Below are 15,959 nucleotides of genomic sequence, written 5' to 3' on the forward strand. Positions count from 1 at the left end.
GTCTCAGGGGGCCTGAGGCACCACGTAGGTCGGCTGGAACGGGTTCTGGCCGTTCTCGATTGCGATGGCCCGAAGGTAGGCGTCGACGTCCGGGTAACCGGCGATCTCGGCCTGCTTCTGCAGCGCGCGCTGGCGGGCCAGTTCGGTCTGTGCCTGCGCGGTCGCCTTGTCGGCTTCGGCCTTGGCGCGGGCCGCGTTGGCGTCGGCGACGCCCTTGGCCTCGGCGGCCCTGGCGTCGGCGATGGCCTTCTGCTCGGCGATGATCGCGTCCTTGAGTCCCGCTTCCACCGGATCGGGCTTCATGACCGTCACCTGGAAGTTGGTGAAGAACTCGCGTCCGTCGGTGCGGGCCCGGGAGGCGCCGGGCAGCGCGTCGCGCAGCGCGTTCTGGAATTCGATCCGGACTTTCTCGTCGTTCCAGATCTCGCGCCAGGTGTATTTCTGGGCGACGCTGATGAGCACCTGCTCGGCGGGTTGGCCGATGACGTAGCGCAACAGATTGACCCATCCGGGGGTGACCAGGCCTTCGTTGTCCAGCCAGCCCTGGTACTTGGTGCCGAAGTCGCGATGGAAGTCCATCAACATGCCGCAGTCGGTGGTCAGGTCGAAGGTGATGACGACGGGAACCCGCAGCTCGGCCGGGGCGGTCGCGTTCGACACCACGATGGTCGGTTCGGCTTCGGAATCGGGACTGCCGGTCGCGTCCCAGCTGATCTGGCGCGACGGGTACCGATAGGCCTTGAACCCGCCCGGCGGGTTGAACGCCGACGTCTCCGGGTCGATGCAGCCGTCGACCTTGGGGTCCGCCGGGATGAGTAGATAGTCGTCCACCTTGATGGCGGTCTGGCCCGGGCCGACCTGGGTGGCGCAACTGGACAGCACGGTGCCTGAGATCAGCACGCCGACGACCAGTACGGCACCGACCACCAGACCCTTGACCTTGCGATTGACGACCATCCGCATCCTTTGTCGGTGCTGTGAGACAGCTGGGAGTGTAGCCACCGGTTCTGCATTGCGCGCCGTCTGCGGTGCAGGTGCGTCGGGTGAGTTGCTCTCACGCCACCGCGGCCGGCTGGCGGAGGCCCTTCCCGGCAGTCGCCGCCGCGGGGCTCCCGGGCCCTGGTCGCCGCCTTTGCGCTGTGCCGTGGTCCGAGGTTTGAACTGGCCGCACGAGTGGGTAATTCCCGACCGACGCGAGGCGTTCCCGTCGGCCGCCGTAGCCGCTGGAAATGGGCGATAACGACCGTCGCGCCGGTCGGTGTCGCGTGCGCAGCAATCTATGCCTGACGGTATTGCACCTCAATGGCGGATATCGACTCGAATCGCAGCAAATTCTCGGTTCCGAAGATGGACTTTTACTCGATACCTGCGGTACCGTCTAGACAAGAGGCCGTTCGATGTAAACCTCATGGAGGGATTCCAGTGGCTAGAACGAAGATGATCCGGCGTTGGCGCAAGAACATGGACGTCACCGAGGACACTCAGTACGTCGAGATGCTCAACACCCTGTCCGAGGGTTCGGTGCGGCGGAACTTCAACCCGTACAAGGACATCGAGTGGGACTCACCGGAGTTTGCCGTGATCCCCAACGACGAGCGGTGGGTTCTGCCCGCCACCGATCCGATCGGCTCGCACGCCTGGTACCAGGCGCAGTCGCTGGAGCGCCAGATCGAGATCGGCATGTGGCGCCAGGCCAACGTCGCCAAGGTCGGCCTGCACTTCGAGTCCATCCTGATCCGTGGCCTGATGGAGTACGCCTTCTGGACGCCCAACGGCTCGCCGGAATACCGGTACTGCCTGCATGAGGCGGTCGAAGAGTGCAACCACACCCTGATGTTCCAGGAGATGGTCAATCGCATCGGCGCCGACGTGCCGGGCATGCCGCGCCTGCTGAAGTGGGTCCAGCCCGCCATCCCACTGGTGGCCGGCCCGCTGCCCATTCCGTTCTGGTTCGGCATCCTCGCCGGCGAGGAGCCCATCGACCACACGCAGAAGAACGTGCTGCGCGAGGGCAAGACGCTGCATCCGATCATGGAACGGGTGATGGCGATCCACGTGGCCGAAGAGGCCCGCCACATCTCGTTCGCCCACGAGTACCTGCGTAAGCGGGTTCCCGAATTGTCTTGGCGCAAGCGCTTTGTGCTGTCCATCTACGTGCCCGTCGTGATGCGCATCCTGTGCTCGGCCATCATCGTGCCGCCGCGCACCTTCTGGAAGAAGTTCGACATCCCGCGCTCGGTGCGCAAGGACATCTTCTTCAAGTCGCCGGAGTCGCGGCAGATGCTGCGCGACATGTTCGGTGACGTGCGGATGCTGGCGCATGACAGCGGATTGATGAACCCGTTGGCCAAACTGGTGTGGCGGATCTGTCGGATCAACGGCAGCCCCAGCCGTTACCGCAGCGAGCCGCAACGCCAGCATCTGGTCTCGGTCGCCTAGCGTCGGCGTCATGCCCCATGTGATCACCCAGTCGTGTTGCAGCGACGGGTCCTGTGTCTACGCCTGCCCGGTGAACTGCATCCACCCGTCCCCGGACGAGCCTGGTTTCGCCACGGCGGAGATGCTCTACATCGATCCCGATGCGTGTGTGGACTGCGGTGCGTGTGTCAGTGCGTGTCCGGTCGGCGCCATCGGGCCCGACACCCGGCTCACCGAGAACCAGCTGCCGTTCATCGAGTTGAACGCGGCGTTCTATCCCAAGCGGGAGGGCAAACTGCCGCCGACGTCGAAGCTGGCGCCGGTGCTGGAGGCGCCGAAGGTGTTTCCGCGCAGCGGTGATCCGCTCACCGTGGCGATCGTCGGTTCCGGCCCGGCGGCGATGTATGCAGCCGACGAGTTGCTCACCCAGCGAGGGGTCCGGGTGAACGTCTTCGAGAAGCTGCCCACGCCGTACGGGTTGGTCCGGGCCGGGGTGGCGCCGGACCATCAGAGCACCAAACGCGTCACCCGGCTGTTCGACCGGATGACGCGCCAAACCGGATTCACGTTCTTCCTCAACGTCGAAGTGGGCACGCACCTGACCCACGCGGAGTTGTTGGAACACCACCACGCCGTGCTCTACGCGGTCGGGGCGCCCAACGATCGGCGCCTGGACATCGACGGGATGGACCTGACGGGTACCGCCACCGCCACCGAGGTGGTGGCGTGGTTCAACGGGCACCCCGATTTCGTCGGCCTGCCGGTCGACCTCAGTCATGAGCGGGTGGTCATCGTCGGCAACGGCAACGTCGCGCTCGACGTGGCCCGCGTGCTGACGACGGACCCGGATGCCTTGGCGCGCACAGATATCGCCGATCACGCCCTGGCCGCGCTGCGCCGCTCCAAGGTTCAGGAAGTGGTGATCGCGGCCCGGCGCGGACCCGCGCAGTCGGCGTTCACGCTGCCCGAACTGATCGGGCTGACCTCGACCTGCGATGTGGTGCTGGACGCGGCCGATCACGATCTGGTGATCCGCGACCTCGCCAACGAGTCGGACCCGTTGACCCGCAACAAACTGGAGATCCTGTCCAAGCTGGCCGACGGTTCGGCCCCGACCACGCGGCCACGGATCCGGTTGGCCTACCAACTGACCCCGCAACGGGTGCTGGGGGAGGGCCGCGTATCCGCCATCGAGTTCGGTGTCACCGGTTCGGACGCCCGGCGCACGCTGGACACCGGCATGGTGTTGACGTCGATCGGCTACCGCGGCAAGGCAATCGCGGGCCTGCCCTTCGACGAGGCCACCGCCGTGGTACCCAATGACGGTGGCCGGGTGCTCGACGCCGGGGTACCAGTACCCGGCAGCTACGTGGCCGGCTGGATCAAGCGCGGTCCCACCGGCTTCATCGGCACCAACAAGTCGTGTGCGGCCCAGACGGTGCACAACCTGGTAGAGGACTACAACCGAGGACAGCTCGGCGACCGGGCCCACAAGCCCGGCGCGCTGGACAAGCTGGTCCGAAGCCGCCGGCCCGCGGTCGTTGACGCCGCGGGCTGGCGTGCCATCGACGCGGCGGAGGTCGCGCGCGGCGGTGACGATCGTCCGCGGGACAAGTTCACCCGAGTCGACGAGATGCTGGCTGCCGCCGCGGCGGTGCCCAAACCCACCATCGGACAACGCATCCTGGCCGGTCTGCGGCGCTGATCGGTCAGGCGCCGGGCTGAAGTGCCGTCATGGCGTCCACCCGGCGGGCGATGAAGTCGTCCCACGAATGCTCGCCGGTGGTGTCGGCCAGGGTGCGGGCGCGGGCCAGGATGTCGCGTGCCGACGCGAGGCGGCCGGCGCGTTGTTCGATGTCGGCGAGCAGGGCCAGGAACAGCCCGTGCATCGCCACCGATCCGTCACTGGCGAACTCGTCGAACGCCTCGAATGCGGTTGCGGCACCGTCGTTGCCGGACTCGAGCACGTCGGCCCAGATGCTGATGATGCGGGCGCAGGCTCCCCACTGCTGGGCACCTGCGGCGCACAGCTTGCGGTCGACCTCGGCGGCGGCCACCGCGGTGCCCGCGGTGATCCCGAGGATCGCCGCGCATTCCACCTCGGCCAGCTCGGAAGCCAGGATGTTGAACATGTCGCCGCGACTCTGCGCCAGTTGTCTTGCCAGCCTGCGGTATCGGTCCATCGCCTCGGTGTCGCCGCGCTGCGCCTCGGCGATCGCCATCCAGCAGTACACCCGCGGATGGACGAAGTGCAGGGGGTCGGTGACGGTTTCGGGCGGCGGGAAGTTCGTCATCATGTGCTCGCCGGTGGCGACCGCCGCGTCGTTGTCACCGCGGATGAAATACACCATCACCTGCGTGAAGTCACTGGCCAGGCCGGCATCCGGATCGCCGGAACGCAGGTACTGCTCGCGCAGGGCGTTGGCGATGACGGCCGCTTCTTCGGTGTGGCCCATGCCGATTCGGGCGAAGCACTGGAAGGCGACCGCGCTGTAGAAACTGCGGCCCCGGACCTGTTCGCCGATCTCGAACGCCCGGGCGACGGCGTGGGTGACGGCGCTGCTGGTCTGGCCTTCGAGGATGCCCTTGGCGGTGGCGAGGTGCATCCACAGGGTGGCTTGGCGCTCCAGGTAGTCGGGCTTGGCGGGCAGTCGAGCGGCGATCTGGAGCGCGTGCTGGGCCAGCACGGCGATGTCCTCGTAGGCCGAGCGGGTCAACGCCCGCTGGATGACGGTCTCGCTGATCTCCAGTGCGACATCGGGATTGAGTGCGGTTCCGGCCAGCCATGCATGGTCGGCTGCGGCGATCGCATCCTCGTAGGCATCGGTGGCGATGGCGGCGGCGCGGGTGGTGGCGATGGCGGCATGTACGCCGGTGCGTTCGGTCGTCGCCAGATGGGCCAGCACGGCGTCGCGCACCAATCCGTGGCTGAATCGGTAGGCGCCGGGGTGCCGCGGCACCTCGTCGAGCAGTCCGGTTTCGAAGGCCGGCCGCAGCCGGGTCTGCACGGCGGACACCGAGAGGTCGACGACGTCGGCCAGCGCGGCGACGTCGAACGCCGGGCCGATCACCGCGGCTGCCCCGAGGGTGCGCCGGGTGGCCCGGTCCAGTGCGCTCAGGCGGCGGCCCACCACGCCGAGCACGGCTTCGGGTACCCCGTCGCTGCGTTCGTCGGCACCGAGTCCGTGTGCGATCTCCTTGATGTAGAAGGGATTTCCGCCGGCCGCCCGCCACACGGACTCGGTGATCTCGATGGGGATGGGTGCACCGGCGATCGTGTCGATCAGCTGGTGCGCGGCGATGCGGTCGATCCCACCGAGCGCGACCGTCGCGGTGTTGCTGGAATGCAGCAGCCGGGTCAGCGCTTTGCGGTTGATCGGGCGGTCGGCTCCGAAGTAGGTCCAGTTGCCCAGCACGTGGATGGGTATCCGCGGCAGTTGAGCGGCCAGCAGGCTGAGCGCCTCCAACGACGTGGTGTCGGCGTGATGCAGGTCGTCGAGGATCAGCAGCAGCGGACGCAGCGCCGACAGTTCGCGCAGGGCGGTGGCGATCCCTTCGGCCAGGGCGAAACCCGTGGCCGCTATCGCGGGCGGCTGCGGCAGTCCGTCGACGGCACCGTCGGTGCCCCACTCCGGCACCAGCGCATCGACGACGCCGGGTGCCGCGCGACGCAGGACCTGACGTCCCGCGGGACCCATGTCGGCGCCGAGTTGGCGCAGGACCTGAATCCATGTCCACATCAGTGGCAGCCTGATCCCGGTGGGGTGGCCGGCCCACACCACCTGAACATCGCCGGCCCGGTCGGCCACGGCCTGGGCCAGGGACGTCTTGCCGATACCGCTCTCACCGGTGACGAGCGTCAGTCCACCGGTGCCCACCCGGATGCGGTTCACCGCCGCCGTCACCGATTCGGTTGCCGAGTCCCGGCCGATGTAGAGCGGTGGCCGCGGCATCTCGGGCGCAGGCGGGGCGGGGGAACCCAGTGGGTCGACGGATCCGTCGCTGATCTTCTCGAACAGCGTCTGCAGTCCTTCGCCGGGGCGCACCCCCAGTTCCCGTTTGAGGATCGCGCCGACGCGGTCGAACGCCCGCACCGCATCCGCGGGGCGGCCGGCCTGCGACAACGCCGACATGAGGTGACCCCAGAGCCGTTCCTGCAGCGGATCGTGGGCCACCGCGGCCTCGATCTCCGGGATGATCTGCCCGCCCCGGCCGTGCTGGACCGCGGCGTCGAAGCGGGCCTCGATGACGGTGGTGTGTAATGCGCTGTAGCGCCGGGCTTCTGGGATAGCGAAGTCGCGGTAGAGGAATTCGCCGAACGGGTCGCCGCGCCAGAGTTCGAGCGCACGACTCAGGGAGACGAACGCGCCGTCGGCATCGGCGCCGACAAGTTGTGCCCGGCCCGTGAGAACCAGTGCCTCGAATTCGTGCAGGTCCACCGAATCGCCGGGGAGCAGGTTCAGCTGGTAGCCGTTGGGGCGCGAGGCGAGCCGGGCGGTCCCGTCTTCGGTGGCGGGCGTGAGCACCTTGCGCAGGTTGGCGACATAGGACCGCAGCGACGTGAGCGCCTTCGCCGGTGCCTCGTCGGCCCAGATCGCGTCGATCAGGCGATCGATGCTGACGACGGTGCCGTGGTGGACCAACAGCACCGCCAGCACGCAGCGCTGTTTCGGTCCGCCCAACGGCACCGTCGTCCCACCGACACGTGCCGCGACCACCCCGGACAGGCAGTACTCGACCGTGTCACCGGACCGCTGGCGATTGGACATAATTGGTCAGACGATACCGCCGAGGACGCCCGGTTGTGGGGCTGACGAATCGCTCAGCGGCAGTGTCGAATTGACCCGCGGGCAAACTGTGGATTTCCTGGGAGCGCTCGAGTGGATTACTGCGCCTGCATCGCCTCCGCGATCTCCTCCGGGCTGACCTCGCGCACCGGCTGCCCCAGTGACCAGGAATGGCCGAACGGATCCTTCACCAGGCCGTAGCGGTCACCCCAGAACTGGTCTTCCAGTGGCATGACCACCTCGGCGCCGGCGTCGACGGCCTTGGCGAAGCTGGACTCGACATCGGTGACGGTCAGGTGGATGGTGACCGGCGAGCCACCGAGCGCCGCCGGTGACTGCGACTTGCCGTCGTTGTACTCGGGGAAATCGTCGTTGAGCATCACGGTGGAGCCGTTGATGGTGAGCGCGGCGTGCACCAGCCTGCCGTCCGGTCCGGGCACCCGGCCCAATTCGGTGGCGCCGAAGGCTCTGACATAGAAATCGATGGCGGCGGCCGCGTCGTCGACGACGAGGTGCGGGATCACGGCGGGGACGATTTCGATGGCCATGGGTTTCTCCTCCAAAGGGGCAGTGGGCGGACGACGATACAGACCAGCCGGGTCGGCGGATCTCATCGCGGACGGGCTCATGAAACCACTGCGCACCGACAAACTTGGGGCGAGCGAAGCGACGGGGAGTGGATTCTTGGGGCGAGCGAAGCGACGGGGAGTGGATTCTGGGGCGAGCGAAGCGACGGGAGTGCGAATACAGGTAGTCGACTACGCTATGGCGCCGGCGGGACCCCCACGAAACTGTTTTCATGGGCAACATCCCGGTCGAGGATCTACCGCAGGCGCCGCTCAACCCGCTGTCGTACCGGGCGAAACTGCGCGCGCTGCGCAGCTTCAACACGGGGTTCGAGGTGTTGCGAGACTCGGGCGGCCCGGTGACGCGGCTGAAGATGGCACCGCGGTGGTTGATGCCGGAGGTGGTGGTCGCGACCTCGCCGCAGGGCGGCCACGACATCCTCGGGCGCAGTAGCGAGTACGTCGACAAGGCGACCTTGCACCAGGAGATGCAGTACGTGCTCGGCGGCAACCTGTTCGACCTGATGCACGACGAGTGGCTGCCCCGCCGGCGCGCGGTACAGCCGGTGTTCACCAAGAAGCATGTGCAAACCTTCGCCAGGGATATGGCGCAGGCCGCGCAGTCGGTGGTGGACGGCTGGTCGGAGGGCTCACGAATCGACCTGGACAAGGAGTGCCGGAAACTCACCATGCGCGCCCTGGGCCGGGCGGTGCTGGGTGTGGACCTGGACCGGCGCTCGGACGCGGTCGACAATCCGCTGCGCACCGTACTGATCTACATCGCCAACCGTGCGGCGTCCCCGGTCCGCACACCCCGGTGGCTGCCCACCCCCGCGCGAAACCGGGCCCGGGCCGCGGCCGCCACCTTGCGCACCCTCGCCGAGGACGTGCTCAAGGCCTGCCGCGAAGATCCCGAGATCGACGCGCCCCTGGTCCGGGCATTGATGGCGGCCACCGATCCGGAGACCGGTCAGGGCCTCACCGATGCCGAGATCCGGGATGAGCTCATCGTGTTCATCGCCGCCGGGCATGACACCACTGCGACGGCGCTGACCTACGCGCTCTGGCAGCTGGGCCGCTATCCGGAGATGCAGGAGAACGTCCGGGCGGAGGCGGCCGAGTTGGGCGACCGCGAACTCGGGCCCGCGGACGTCGACCAGCTCGGTTACACCGTGCAGGTACTGCACGAGGCATTGCGGCTGTGCCCCCCGGCGCCCGGCGCGGCCCGGCGGGCGATGCGCGACATCGAGGTGGACGGCTACCGGGTGCGGGCCGGTACGTTGCTGTTGTTCGGAACCTATGCGGTGCAGCGTGATCCGGCGTTGTGGGAATGGCCGCAGCTCTTCGATCCTCAGCGTTTCCGGCCGGAGGCGGCCAAGGCGATGGATCGGTGGCAGTACCTGCCGTTCGGTGCGGGGCAGCGGTCCTGCATCGGCGAGCACTTCGCCATGCTGGAAGCCACCTTGGCCCTGGCGACCATCTTGCGCAGCACCGAAATCCGGTCCAGTGACGACGTTTTCCCGGTGGCGACCCCGTTCACCATGGTGGCCGGTGCGCCCATCTGGGCCAGGGTGTCCTGGCGGCGCAGCTTCGCCTACGGGGGCGGCGTCGGCCTACGTCACCGAGAAGCCGGCAGGTAAGGACGCCCGACCGGTCAGGGCTTCGAGCACGGCGGCGCCGTGCCCCAGGGCCAGGGCGACCCGCGTCGCCAGCACGGTGGCATCGGCGAGCGCATCCGCGGGCACGACGAATTCGACTCCCGTGGCGCGGGCGATGTCCAGTCCGTGCACCACCAACTCGAAGATCCGGGTGTGCAGGTAGGCGCTCAGCGGGATGCCCAATCCACCGATGACCGCGATGAGCGGATCCGCGCCGCCCGCGGTCGCGGCCTCGACATCGGCCAGCGCCCGGGCCGCCAGTTCGTCGACCGAGGCGGCGGGGTCGGAGCCCAGGTCGCGACCGGCCTGGCGGCCACGTTCGAGGACGTCGGCCGCACCGAGATCTGCTGCGTAGGCGCGCATCCGGACGTAATACTCGACGGCATCACCGATGTCCGCCCGCTCCGCGGGAGCCTGGACGTAGGTGCTGACGGTGATCAGCGATCGTGAGGTGTGCCCGACCAGGGCGCGAAGATCCCAGTCGCCCAACCCCGGCCCGTCCCAGCGGTCGGGCAGGCGATGCACCAGCGCGGCGAAAGCCGTTGCCGCCGAGGCGAACACGGTCACGACGTGCGCACGCTCTCCCAGCCCGGAACGGCCTCCGGTGAGCGTGGTTCGGGTCCGACGTAGATGGCTGCGGGGCGTACCAGCTTGCCGAGGCGTTTTTGCTCCAGGATGTGCGCGCACCAGCCGGCGGTGCGCCCGCAGGTGAACATGGCGGGCATCATCCGGGCGGGCACCTGCGCGAAGTCCAGCATGACCGCGGCCCAGAACTCGACGTTGGTCTCGATGGCGCGGTCGGGGCGGCGCTCCCGCAGTTCGGCCAACGCGGCCTGTTCCAGCGCGGCGGCCACCTCGAAGCGCGGGGCGGCCAGCCGTTGCGCCGTCGCGCGCAACACCTTGGCCCGGGGATCCTCGGCCCGGTAGACCCTGTGCCCGAATCCCATCAGCTTCTCGTTGCGATCCAGGATGCCCCGCACCACGGCGCGGGCATCGCCGGTCTGCTCGGCTTCCTCGATCATCGGCAGCACCCGCGCAGGAGCGCCACCGTGCAGCGGCCCGCTCATCGCACCCACCGCGCCCGACAGCGATGCCGCCACGTCGGCACCGGTGGAGGCGATCACCCTGGCGGTGAACGTCGAGGCGTTCATCCCGTGCTCGGCGGCGGTCACCCAGTAGGCATCGATGGCCTCGACATGGCGCGGATCCGGATCGCCCTGCCAACGGGTCATGAAACGTCCTGTGACGGTGTCACATTCGTCGATGGTCCGTTGCGGGACGGCCGGCCTGCTGATACCGCGGGCGGACTGCGCCACGTAGGACAGCGCCATCACGGAGGCGCGGGCCAGTTGGTCGCGGGCGGTCTGATCGTCGATGTCCAGCAGCGGGGCGTAGCCCCAGATGGGGGCGAGCATGGCGAGCCCGGCCTGCACGTCGACCCGGACGTCACCGGAATGGATGGGCAGCGGGAACGGCTCGGCGGGGGTCAACCCGCGGCCGAACTCGCCGTCGACCAGCAGGGCCCACACGTCGCCGAACGTGACGTGCTTGGTCACCAGATCTTCGATGTCGACGCCGCGGTAGCGCAGTGCGCCGCCGTCCTTGTCGGGCTCGGCGATCTCGGTGGTGAACGCGACGACGCCTTCCAACCCGGCGACGAAATTCTCCGGAACGGTCATACGCGAATTGTTACACCCGTCCGGACGGTGACCGCGTGCCGGTGTCAGCCCGCAGGCGTAGCGTTGCCGCGTGAGCAGACCAGATGATCAGGACCTGGCCGCGATGCGCGTCGAATACGGCTCCGTGGAGAAGGACGGCAGCGCCGACCTGGATGCCGACTGGCTCGGCGCGGACGCCTCCACGGGGTGGCTGACGCTGTTGCGTACCTGGATCTCCGAGGCCTGGGCGGCCGGATTGTCCGAAGCCAACGCCATGGTGGTGGCCACCGTCGATCAGCGGGGAAGGCCGGTGACGCGGACGGTGTTGTGCAAGAGCGTGGACGAAACCGGGATCAGCTTCTACACCAATTACGACTCCGCCAAGGGCGAGCAGCTCGCCGAGACGCCGTACGCCTCGGTGACCTTCCCCTGGTACGGGTTGGGACGCCAGGTCCATGTCCGAGGGTCGGTGACCAAGGTGTCCGCCGAGGCTACGGCCGACTACTGGAGCAAGCGTCCGCGTGGATCCCAGTTGGGAGCGTGGGCGTCGCACCAGTCGCAGCCGATCGAGTCGCGCCGCGCGCTGCTCGATCAGCTCGACGAGGTGACCGCCCGGTTCGCCGACCAGGAGACCGTCCCGGTGCCCCCGCACTGGGGCGGGTACCTGATCGCGCCTGAGGTCGTCGAGTTCTGGCAGGGCCGGGAGAACCGGGTACACAACAGGATTCGGGTGACATCGGGCCGCGTCGAGCGGCTCCAGCCCTGAAGCTGTTCGCCGACACCACACCGCTGAAAACCCCGGACTTCCGGCGGTTGTGGCTGGCCGGCATCGTCACCGTCATCGGCGGAAATCTGACCATCTTCGCGGTCCCCGTCCAGCTGTACGCACTCACCCAGAGCTCCGCCTACGTCGGGTTGTCGGGTGTGTTCGCACTGGTGCCCCTGATCGTCTTCGGTTTGTGGGGCGGCGCGTGGGCCGACGCGATGGACCGCAGGCTGCTGCTGATCATCACCGCCATCGGGCTGGCCGCCTCGTCGGTCCTGTTGTGGCTGCAGGCCGCGCTGGCCATGAACAACGTATGGGTGGTGCTGTGCCTGCTGTCGCTGCAGCAGGTGTTCTACGCCGTCAACTCGCCCACCCGCGCGGCCGCGATCCCGCGGATGCTGCCCGCCGAGCAGCTGCCCGCGGCCAACTCGCTGAACATGACGGTGATGCAGTTCGGTGCCATCGTCGGCCCGTTGCTGGCCGGGGTGCTGCTGCATTTCGTCGACCTGTCGACGCTGTACCTGATCGACGCCGTCACCTGCATCCTGCCGATCTGGGCGACGGTGCGGCTCGCGAAGATGCCACCGAGTGGCACCGGCGATGGCACGGGCAAGTTCGGTTTCCGCGCCGTGCTCGAGGGCTTCCGCTACCTGGCAGGCAACCAGGTGGTGCTGATGTCGTTCGTCGTCGACCTGATCGCGATGATCTTCGGGATGCCCCGGGCGTTGTTCCCGCAGATGGCCCACGAGAGCTTCGGCGGGCCGGTCGAGGGCGGCACCACGATGGCGCTGCTGGCCGCGGCCATGTCGGTCGGCGCGGTGGCCGGCGGGGTGTTCTCCGGGTGGCTGCCCAGAATCCGAAGACAGGGCCTGACAGTGGTGGTGTGCATCGTCGTCTGGGGGGTCGCGATGCTCGGGTTCGGGCTGGCCGCGGGCGCCGCGCACGGCACTGCCGGCGTGATGCTGTGGATTGCGCTGGCGTTCCTGGCGCTGGGCGGTGCGGCCGACATGGTGTCGGCGGCGTTCCGGTCGACCATCCTGCAGGAGGCGGCCTCCGACGAACTGCGCGGTCGTTTGCAGGGTGTGTTCACCGTCGTCGTGGCGGGCGGTCCACGGATCGCCGATGTGGCCCACGGCGGGGCCGCGGCGGCAATGGGAACGACGGTGGCTGCGGCCGGCGGCGGCCTGCTGGTGGTGATCGGTGTGGTGGTGGCCGCCCTGGCCGGTCCGGCATTCGTGCGATATCGGGTGCGGGCGTATAGCCAGGATGAGTGATGACCGGGAGTTACCATCCAGTAATGGCTGATGACAGGGCGGTCACCGATCTCGGCCTGCGTGAGCGCAAGAAACAGCGAACCCGCGTGACGTTGATCGACGCTGCGCTGGACTTGTGTTTGCGGCAGGGTTACGAGCACACCACTGTCGACCAGATTGCGGCGCAGGCCGAGGTGTCGGCGCGGACGTTCAGCCGCTACTTCGCCACGAAGGAAGCCGTCTTCCTCACGCTGATCGAAGACCTCGCCGACGAGGTCGCCGTGGAGATCGCGCAGCTGCCGCGGCACCTGGGACCGGTGGAAGCCCTGCGCGCGGCGCATGTAGAGGTGCTCACCCGGGTGGAGGGGGAGACCGTCGGCCGGCTCACCAAGGACCGCATCGTGCTGATGCTGCGGATCATCAACGGGTCGGATGTGTTGCAGCAGGGTGCCTTCGAGTTCAAGCATCCGAAGGTGATCGCGTTGCTCGCCGACCGGATGGAGGTGCCCGTCGATGACCGCCGGCTGCTGCTCGGGGTGTCGGTGTTCTCGACGATCATCGTCGCCGCGTGCGGTGACCTGGTCCGCGATACCGAGCACGGCCGGCTTGGGCCGCTGCTCATGGTCGAACGGCTGAATCAGGCCTGCATCGATACGGCGGAGTTCGTCGCGGACCTCGACGTGGCGGCGAATGTCTGAGTACGTCGGAGCGGGCCTGCGGGAACGCAAGAAACTCAAGACGCGCGCGACTCTGGTGGCGGTGGCGGCCGAGCTGTGCCAGCGCCAGGGGTTCGACAACACGACCGTCGAGCAGATCGCGGCGGCCGCCGATGTCTCCCCGCGCACCTTCAGCCGCTACTTCCCGACCAAGGCCGACGTGGTCGCCGCCCTGGCCGATGACATGGACGACTACGTCACCGAAGCACTGCGGCGTCAACCCGCCGGCATCACCGCCTATGAGGCGTTGCTGCGCGCGCACCTGGAGATCTTCGCCCGTCGCAGCGGCCACGAGTCGCCGGCCTTCACCCGGATGGCGGTGCTCATCTCGATCGTGAACGGCGCCACCTCCATGACCACGTCGCCGTTCGCCTTCAAGCAGCGCCACACCGGCACGTCGGTGGAGGCGATCGCCGAGCGGCTCGGAGTTCGGCTGTCCGACCCGATGGTGGCGCTCGTCGCCGACGTCTGGACCTTGTTGTTCTCGTCGTCGTTCGCCGGGCTCGGGCTGCCGGGGCAACCGCCGATCGAGTCGGGGGTGCTGTGTGAACGTTTATCGGCGGCCTTCGACACATTCCGCCGATCCTGGGAAACGGCACCGGAGCCGGTCCGTCACGTGGTACCCCACGCAAGCGGGCCGCAACGTTAGCGACTACCGTCCAGTACTGACGCTCAGCCCACGACCACAGAAGGGGTTCCAGTGGCCGAAAACTCCAGCCCTGACCAAAAAGCGACCCTGTCGTATCCGGGTGGCTCGTTGGACCTGGATATCGTCCGCGCCACCGAGGGCTCCGACGGCATCGCGCTCGGTTCGTTGCTCGCAAAGACGGGTTACACGACGTTCGACGGCGGGTTCGTCAACACGTCGTCCACCAAGAGCTCGATCTGTTACATCGACGGTGACGCCGGCATCCTGCGCTACCGCGGTTACCCGATCGAGCAGCTGGCCGAGAAGTCGACCTTCATCGAGGTCAGCTACCTGCTGATCTACGGCGAGCTGCCCACCACCGAGCAGCTCGAAGCGTTCACCACCCAGATCCAGCGGCACACCATGCTGCACGAGGATCTGAAACGCTTCTTCGACGGCTTCCCGCGCAACGCGCACCCCATGCCGGTGCTGTCCTCGGCGGCCAACGCCTTGAGTGCCTACTACCAGGATTCGCTGGATCCGCTCGACAAGGAGCAGGTCGAGCTGTCGACCATCCGGTTGCTGGCCAAGCTGCCGACCATCGCGGCCTACGCCTACAAGAAGTCGGTCGGCCAGCCGTTCCTGTACCCGGACAACTCGCTGACCCTGGTCGAGAACTTCCTGCGGATGACGTTCGGCTTCCCGGCCGAACCCTATGAGCTGGATCCCGAGATCGTCCGGGCCCTGGACATGCTGTTCATCCTGCACGCCGATCACGAGCAGAACTGCTCGACGTCGACGGTGCGGCTGGTCGGTTCCTCGCAGGCCAACCTGTTCACCTCGATCTCCGGTGGCATCAACGCGCTGTGGGGCCCGCTGCACGGCGGCGCCAACCAGGCCGTGCTGGAGATGCTGCAGAAGATCAAGGACGGCGACGACGACGTGCAGACCTTCGTCAAGAAGGTCAAGAACCGCGAAGAAGGCGTGAAGCTCATGGGCTTCGGGCACCGGGTCTACAAGAATTACGACCCGCGTGCGCGCATCGTCAAGGAGCAGGCCGACAAGATCCTGGCCAAGCTCGGCGTCAACGACGAGTTGCTCGACATCGCCAAGGAGCTCGAAGAGATCGCGCTGACCGACGACTTCTTCATCGAGCGCAAGCTGTACCCGAACGTCGACTACTACACCGGCGTGATCTACCGGGCCATGGGCTTCCCGACGCGCATGTTCACCGTGCTGTTCGCGCTCGGCCGCCTCCCCGGCTGGATCGCGCACTGGCGTGAGATGCATTCCGAGCCCGGCAAGATCGGCCGCCCGCGCCAGATCTACACCGGCTACACCGAGCGTGACTACGCGGCGATCGACAACCGCAGCTAGTTTTCGCGAGCAGACACAGACTCCCGCCTTTTCACCTGAAAAGGCGGGAGTTTCTGTCTGCTCGCCTGACAGCGTTTGCATAGGTAAAGGTTGTAGTTTCACAATAGTTGTGTGAATGAAACCATCAGCTCG

Annotated in this window: 13 protein-coding genes; 8 read left to right on the plus strand and 5 right to left on the minus strand. The window is 67.6% G+C overall.

Annotation, left to right across the window (positions count from 1 at the left end):
- Positions 1-3 precede the first annotated feature (3 nt).
- Entirely contained in the window at positions 4-957 is a 954-nt protein-coding gene (locus AC1DY7_RS16685) for a membrane protease subunit, stomatin/prohibitin (RefSeq protein WP_477494812.1), read from the minus strand.
- A gap of 480 nt (positions 958-1,437) precedes the next feature.
- Between AC1DY7_RS16685 and AC1DY7_RS16690 the strand changes: the two genes are divergently transcribed.
- Positions 1,438-2,439, plus strand: coding sequence for an AurF N-oxygenase family protein (locus AC1DY7_RS16690; protein WP_477495053.1), 1,002 nt, complete (start codon positions 1,438-1,440; stop codon positions 2,437-2,439).
- 10 nt (positions 2,440-2,449) lie between these two features.
- Positions 2,450-4,123: an FAD-dependent oxidoreductase gene (locus AC1DY7_RS16695; RefSeq protein WP_477494813.1), complete on the plus strand. Its 1,674-nt coding sequence runs from the start codon at positions 2,450-2,452 to the stop codon at positions 4,121-4,123.
- A 4-nt stretch (positions 4,124-4,127) separates the two neighbouring features.
- On the opposite strand, the gene AC1DY7_RS16700 is transcribed toward AC1DY7_RS16695, so the two are convergent.
- Entirely contained in the window at positions 4,128-7,187 is a 3,060-nt protein-coding gene (locus AC1DY7_RS16700) for a BTAD domain-containing putative transcriptional regulator (protein ID WP_477494814.1), read from the minus strand.
- 116 nt (positions 7,188-7,303) lie between these two features.
- Positions 7,304-7,753: a VOC family protein gene (locus AC1DY7_RS16705; RefSeq protein WP_477494815.1), complete on the minus strand. Its 450-nt coding sequence runs from the start codon at positions 7,751-7,753 to the stop codon at positions 7,304-7,306.
- 251 nt (positions 7,754-8,004) lie between these two features.
- Here AC1DY7_RS16705 and AC1DY7_RS16710 point away from each other — a divergent pair, with 251 nt between their 5' ends.
- Positions 8,005-9,411 carry a cytochrome P450 gene (locus AC1DY7_RS16710; RefSeq protein ID WP_477494816.1) on the plus strand — a complete coding sequence of 469 codons (1,407 nt, stop codon included), beginning with the start codon at positions 8,005-8,007 and terminating at the stop codon, positions 9,409-9,411.
- On the opposite strand, the gene AC1DY7_RS16715 is transcribed toward AC1DY7_RS16710, so the two are convergent.
- Positions 9,385-9,996 carry a maleylpyruvate isomerase N-terminal domain-containing protein gene (locus tag AC1DY7_RS16715; protein WP_477494817.1) on the minus strand — a complete coding sequence of 204 codons (612 nt, stop codon included), beginning with the start codon at positions 9,994-9,996 and terminating at the stop codon, positions 9,385-9,387. The two genes, AC1DY7_RS16710 and AC1DY7_RS16715, sit on opposite strands and share 27 nt — an antisense overlap.
- Positions 9,993-11,108 (minus strand): citrate synthase 2, encoded by a 1,116-nt coding sequence (locus AC1DY7_RS16720; RefSeq protein WP_477494818.1) that lies wholly within the window; start codon positions 11,106-11,108, stop codon positions 9,993-9,995. Before AC1DY7_RS16720 ends, AC1DY7_RS16715 begins: the two co-directional genes overlap by 4 nt.
- 103 nt (positions 11,109-11,211) lie before the next feature.
- Between AC1DY7_RS16720 and pdxH the strand changes: the two genes are divergently transcribed.
- Genes pdxH through AC1DY7_RS16745 form a run of 5 tightly spaced genes read left to right on the plus strand, consistent with a single transcriptional unit; the run spans position 11,212 to position 15,827 of the window.
- The gene (gene pdxH, locus AC1DY7_RS16725; protein ID WP_477495054.1) at positions 11,212-11,853 is read left to right on the plus strand and encodes a pyridoxamine 5'-phosphate oxidase; all 642 of its coding nucleotides are present in this window, start codon (positions 11,212-11,214) and stop codon (positions 11,851-11,853) included.
- Positions 11,850-13,127 carry an MFS transporter gene (locus AC1DY7_RS16730; RefSeq protein WP_477495055.1) on the plus strand — a complete coding sequence of 426 codons (1,278 nt, stop codon included), beginning with the start codon at positions 11,850-11,852 and terminating at the stop codon, positions 13,125-13,127. Before pdxH ends, AC1DY7_RS16730 begins: the two co-directional genes overlap by 4 nt.
- A 23-nt stretch (positions 13,128-13,150) precedes the next feature.
- Positions 13,151-13,804, plus strand: a complete 654-nt coding sequence (locus AC1DY7_RS16735) for a TetR/AcrR family transcriptional regulator (protein ID WP_477494819.1) — start codon at positions 13,151-13,153, stop codon at positions 13,802-13,804.
- On the plus strand, positions 13,797-14,471 hold the full coding sequence (locus tag AC1DY7_RS16740; RefSeq protein WP_477494820.1) for a TetR/AcrR family transcriptional regulator: 675 nt from the start codon (positions 13,797-13,799) through the stop codon (positions 14,469-14,471). Before AC1DY7_RS16735 ends, AC1DY7_RS16740 begins: the two co-directional genes overlap by 8 nt.
- 51 nt (positions 14,472-14,522) lie before the next feature.
- Entirely contained in the window at positions 14,523-15,827 is a 1,305-nt protein-coding gene (locus AC1DY7_RS16745; protein WP_477494821.1) for a citrate synthase, read from the plus strand.
- Positions 15,828-15,959: the final 132 nt, after the last annotated feature.

This window comes from Mycobacterium sp. P2_H7, from assembly GCF_056403275.1.

Excerpts from the sequence above, each read along its gene's own strand:
- AC1DY7_RS16740 (WP_477494820.1), top strand. The coding sequence starts at position 13,797 with ATGTCTGAGTACGTCGGAGCGGGCCTGCGGGAACGCAAGAAACTCAAG.
- AC1DY7_RS16700 (WP_477494814.1), bottom strand. The coding sequence starts at position 7,187 with ATGTCCAATCGCCAGCGGTCCGGTGACACGGTCGAGTACTGCCTGTCC.
- AC1DY7_RS16695 (WP_477494813.1), top strand. The coding sequence starts at position 2,450 with ATGCCCCATGTGATCACCCAGTCGTGTTGCAGCGACGGGTCCTGTGTC.
- AC1DY7_RS16685 (WP_477494812.1), bottom strand. The coding sequence starts at position 957 with ATGGTCGTCAATCGCAAGGTCAAGGGTCTGGTGGTCGGTGCCGTACTG.
- pdxH (WP_477495054.1), top strand. The coding sequence starts at position 11,212 with ATGCGCGTCGAATACGGCTCCGTGGAGAAGGACGGCAGCGCCGACCTG.
- AC1DY7_RS16690 (WP_477495053.1), top strand. The coding sequence starts at position 1,438 with ATGATCCGGCGTTGGCGCAAGAACATGGACGTCACCGAGGACACTCAG.
- AC1DY7_RS16705 (WP_477494815.1), bottom strand. The coding sequence starts at position 7,753 with ATGGCCATCGAAATCGTCCCCGCCGTGATCCCGCACCTCGTCGTCGAC.
- AC1DY7_RS16710 (WP_477494816.1), top strand. The coding sequence starts at position 8,005 with ATGGGCAACATCCCGGTCGAGGATCTACCGCAGGCGCCGCTCAACCCG.
- AC1DY7_RS16720 (WP_477494818.1), bottom strand. The coding sequence starts at position 11,108 with ATGACCGTTCCGGAGAATTTCGTCGCCGGGTTGGAAGGCGTCGTCGCG.
- AC1DY7_RS16735 (WP_477494819.1), top strand. The coding sequence starts at position 13,151 with ATGGCTGATGACAGGGCGGTCACCGATCTCGGCCTGCGTGAGCGCAAG.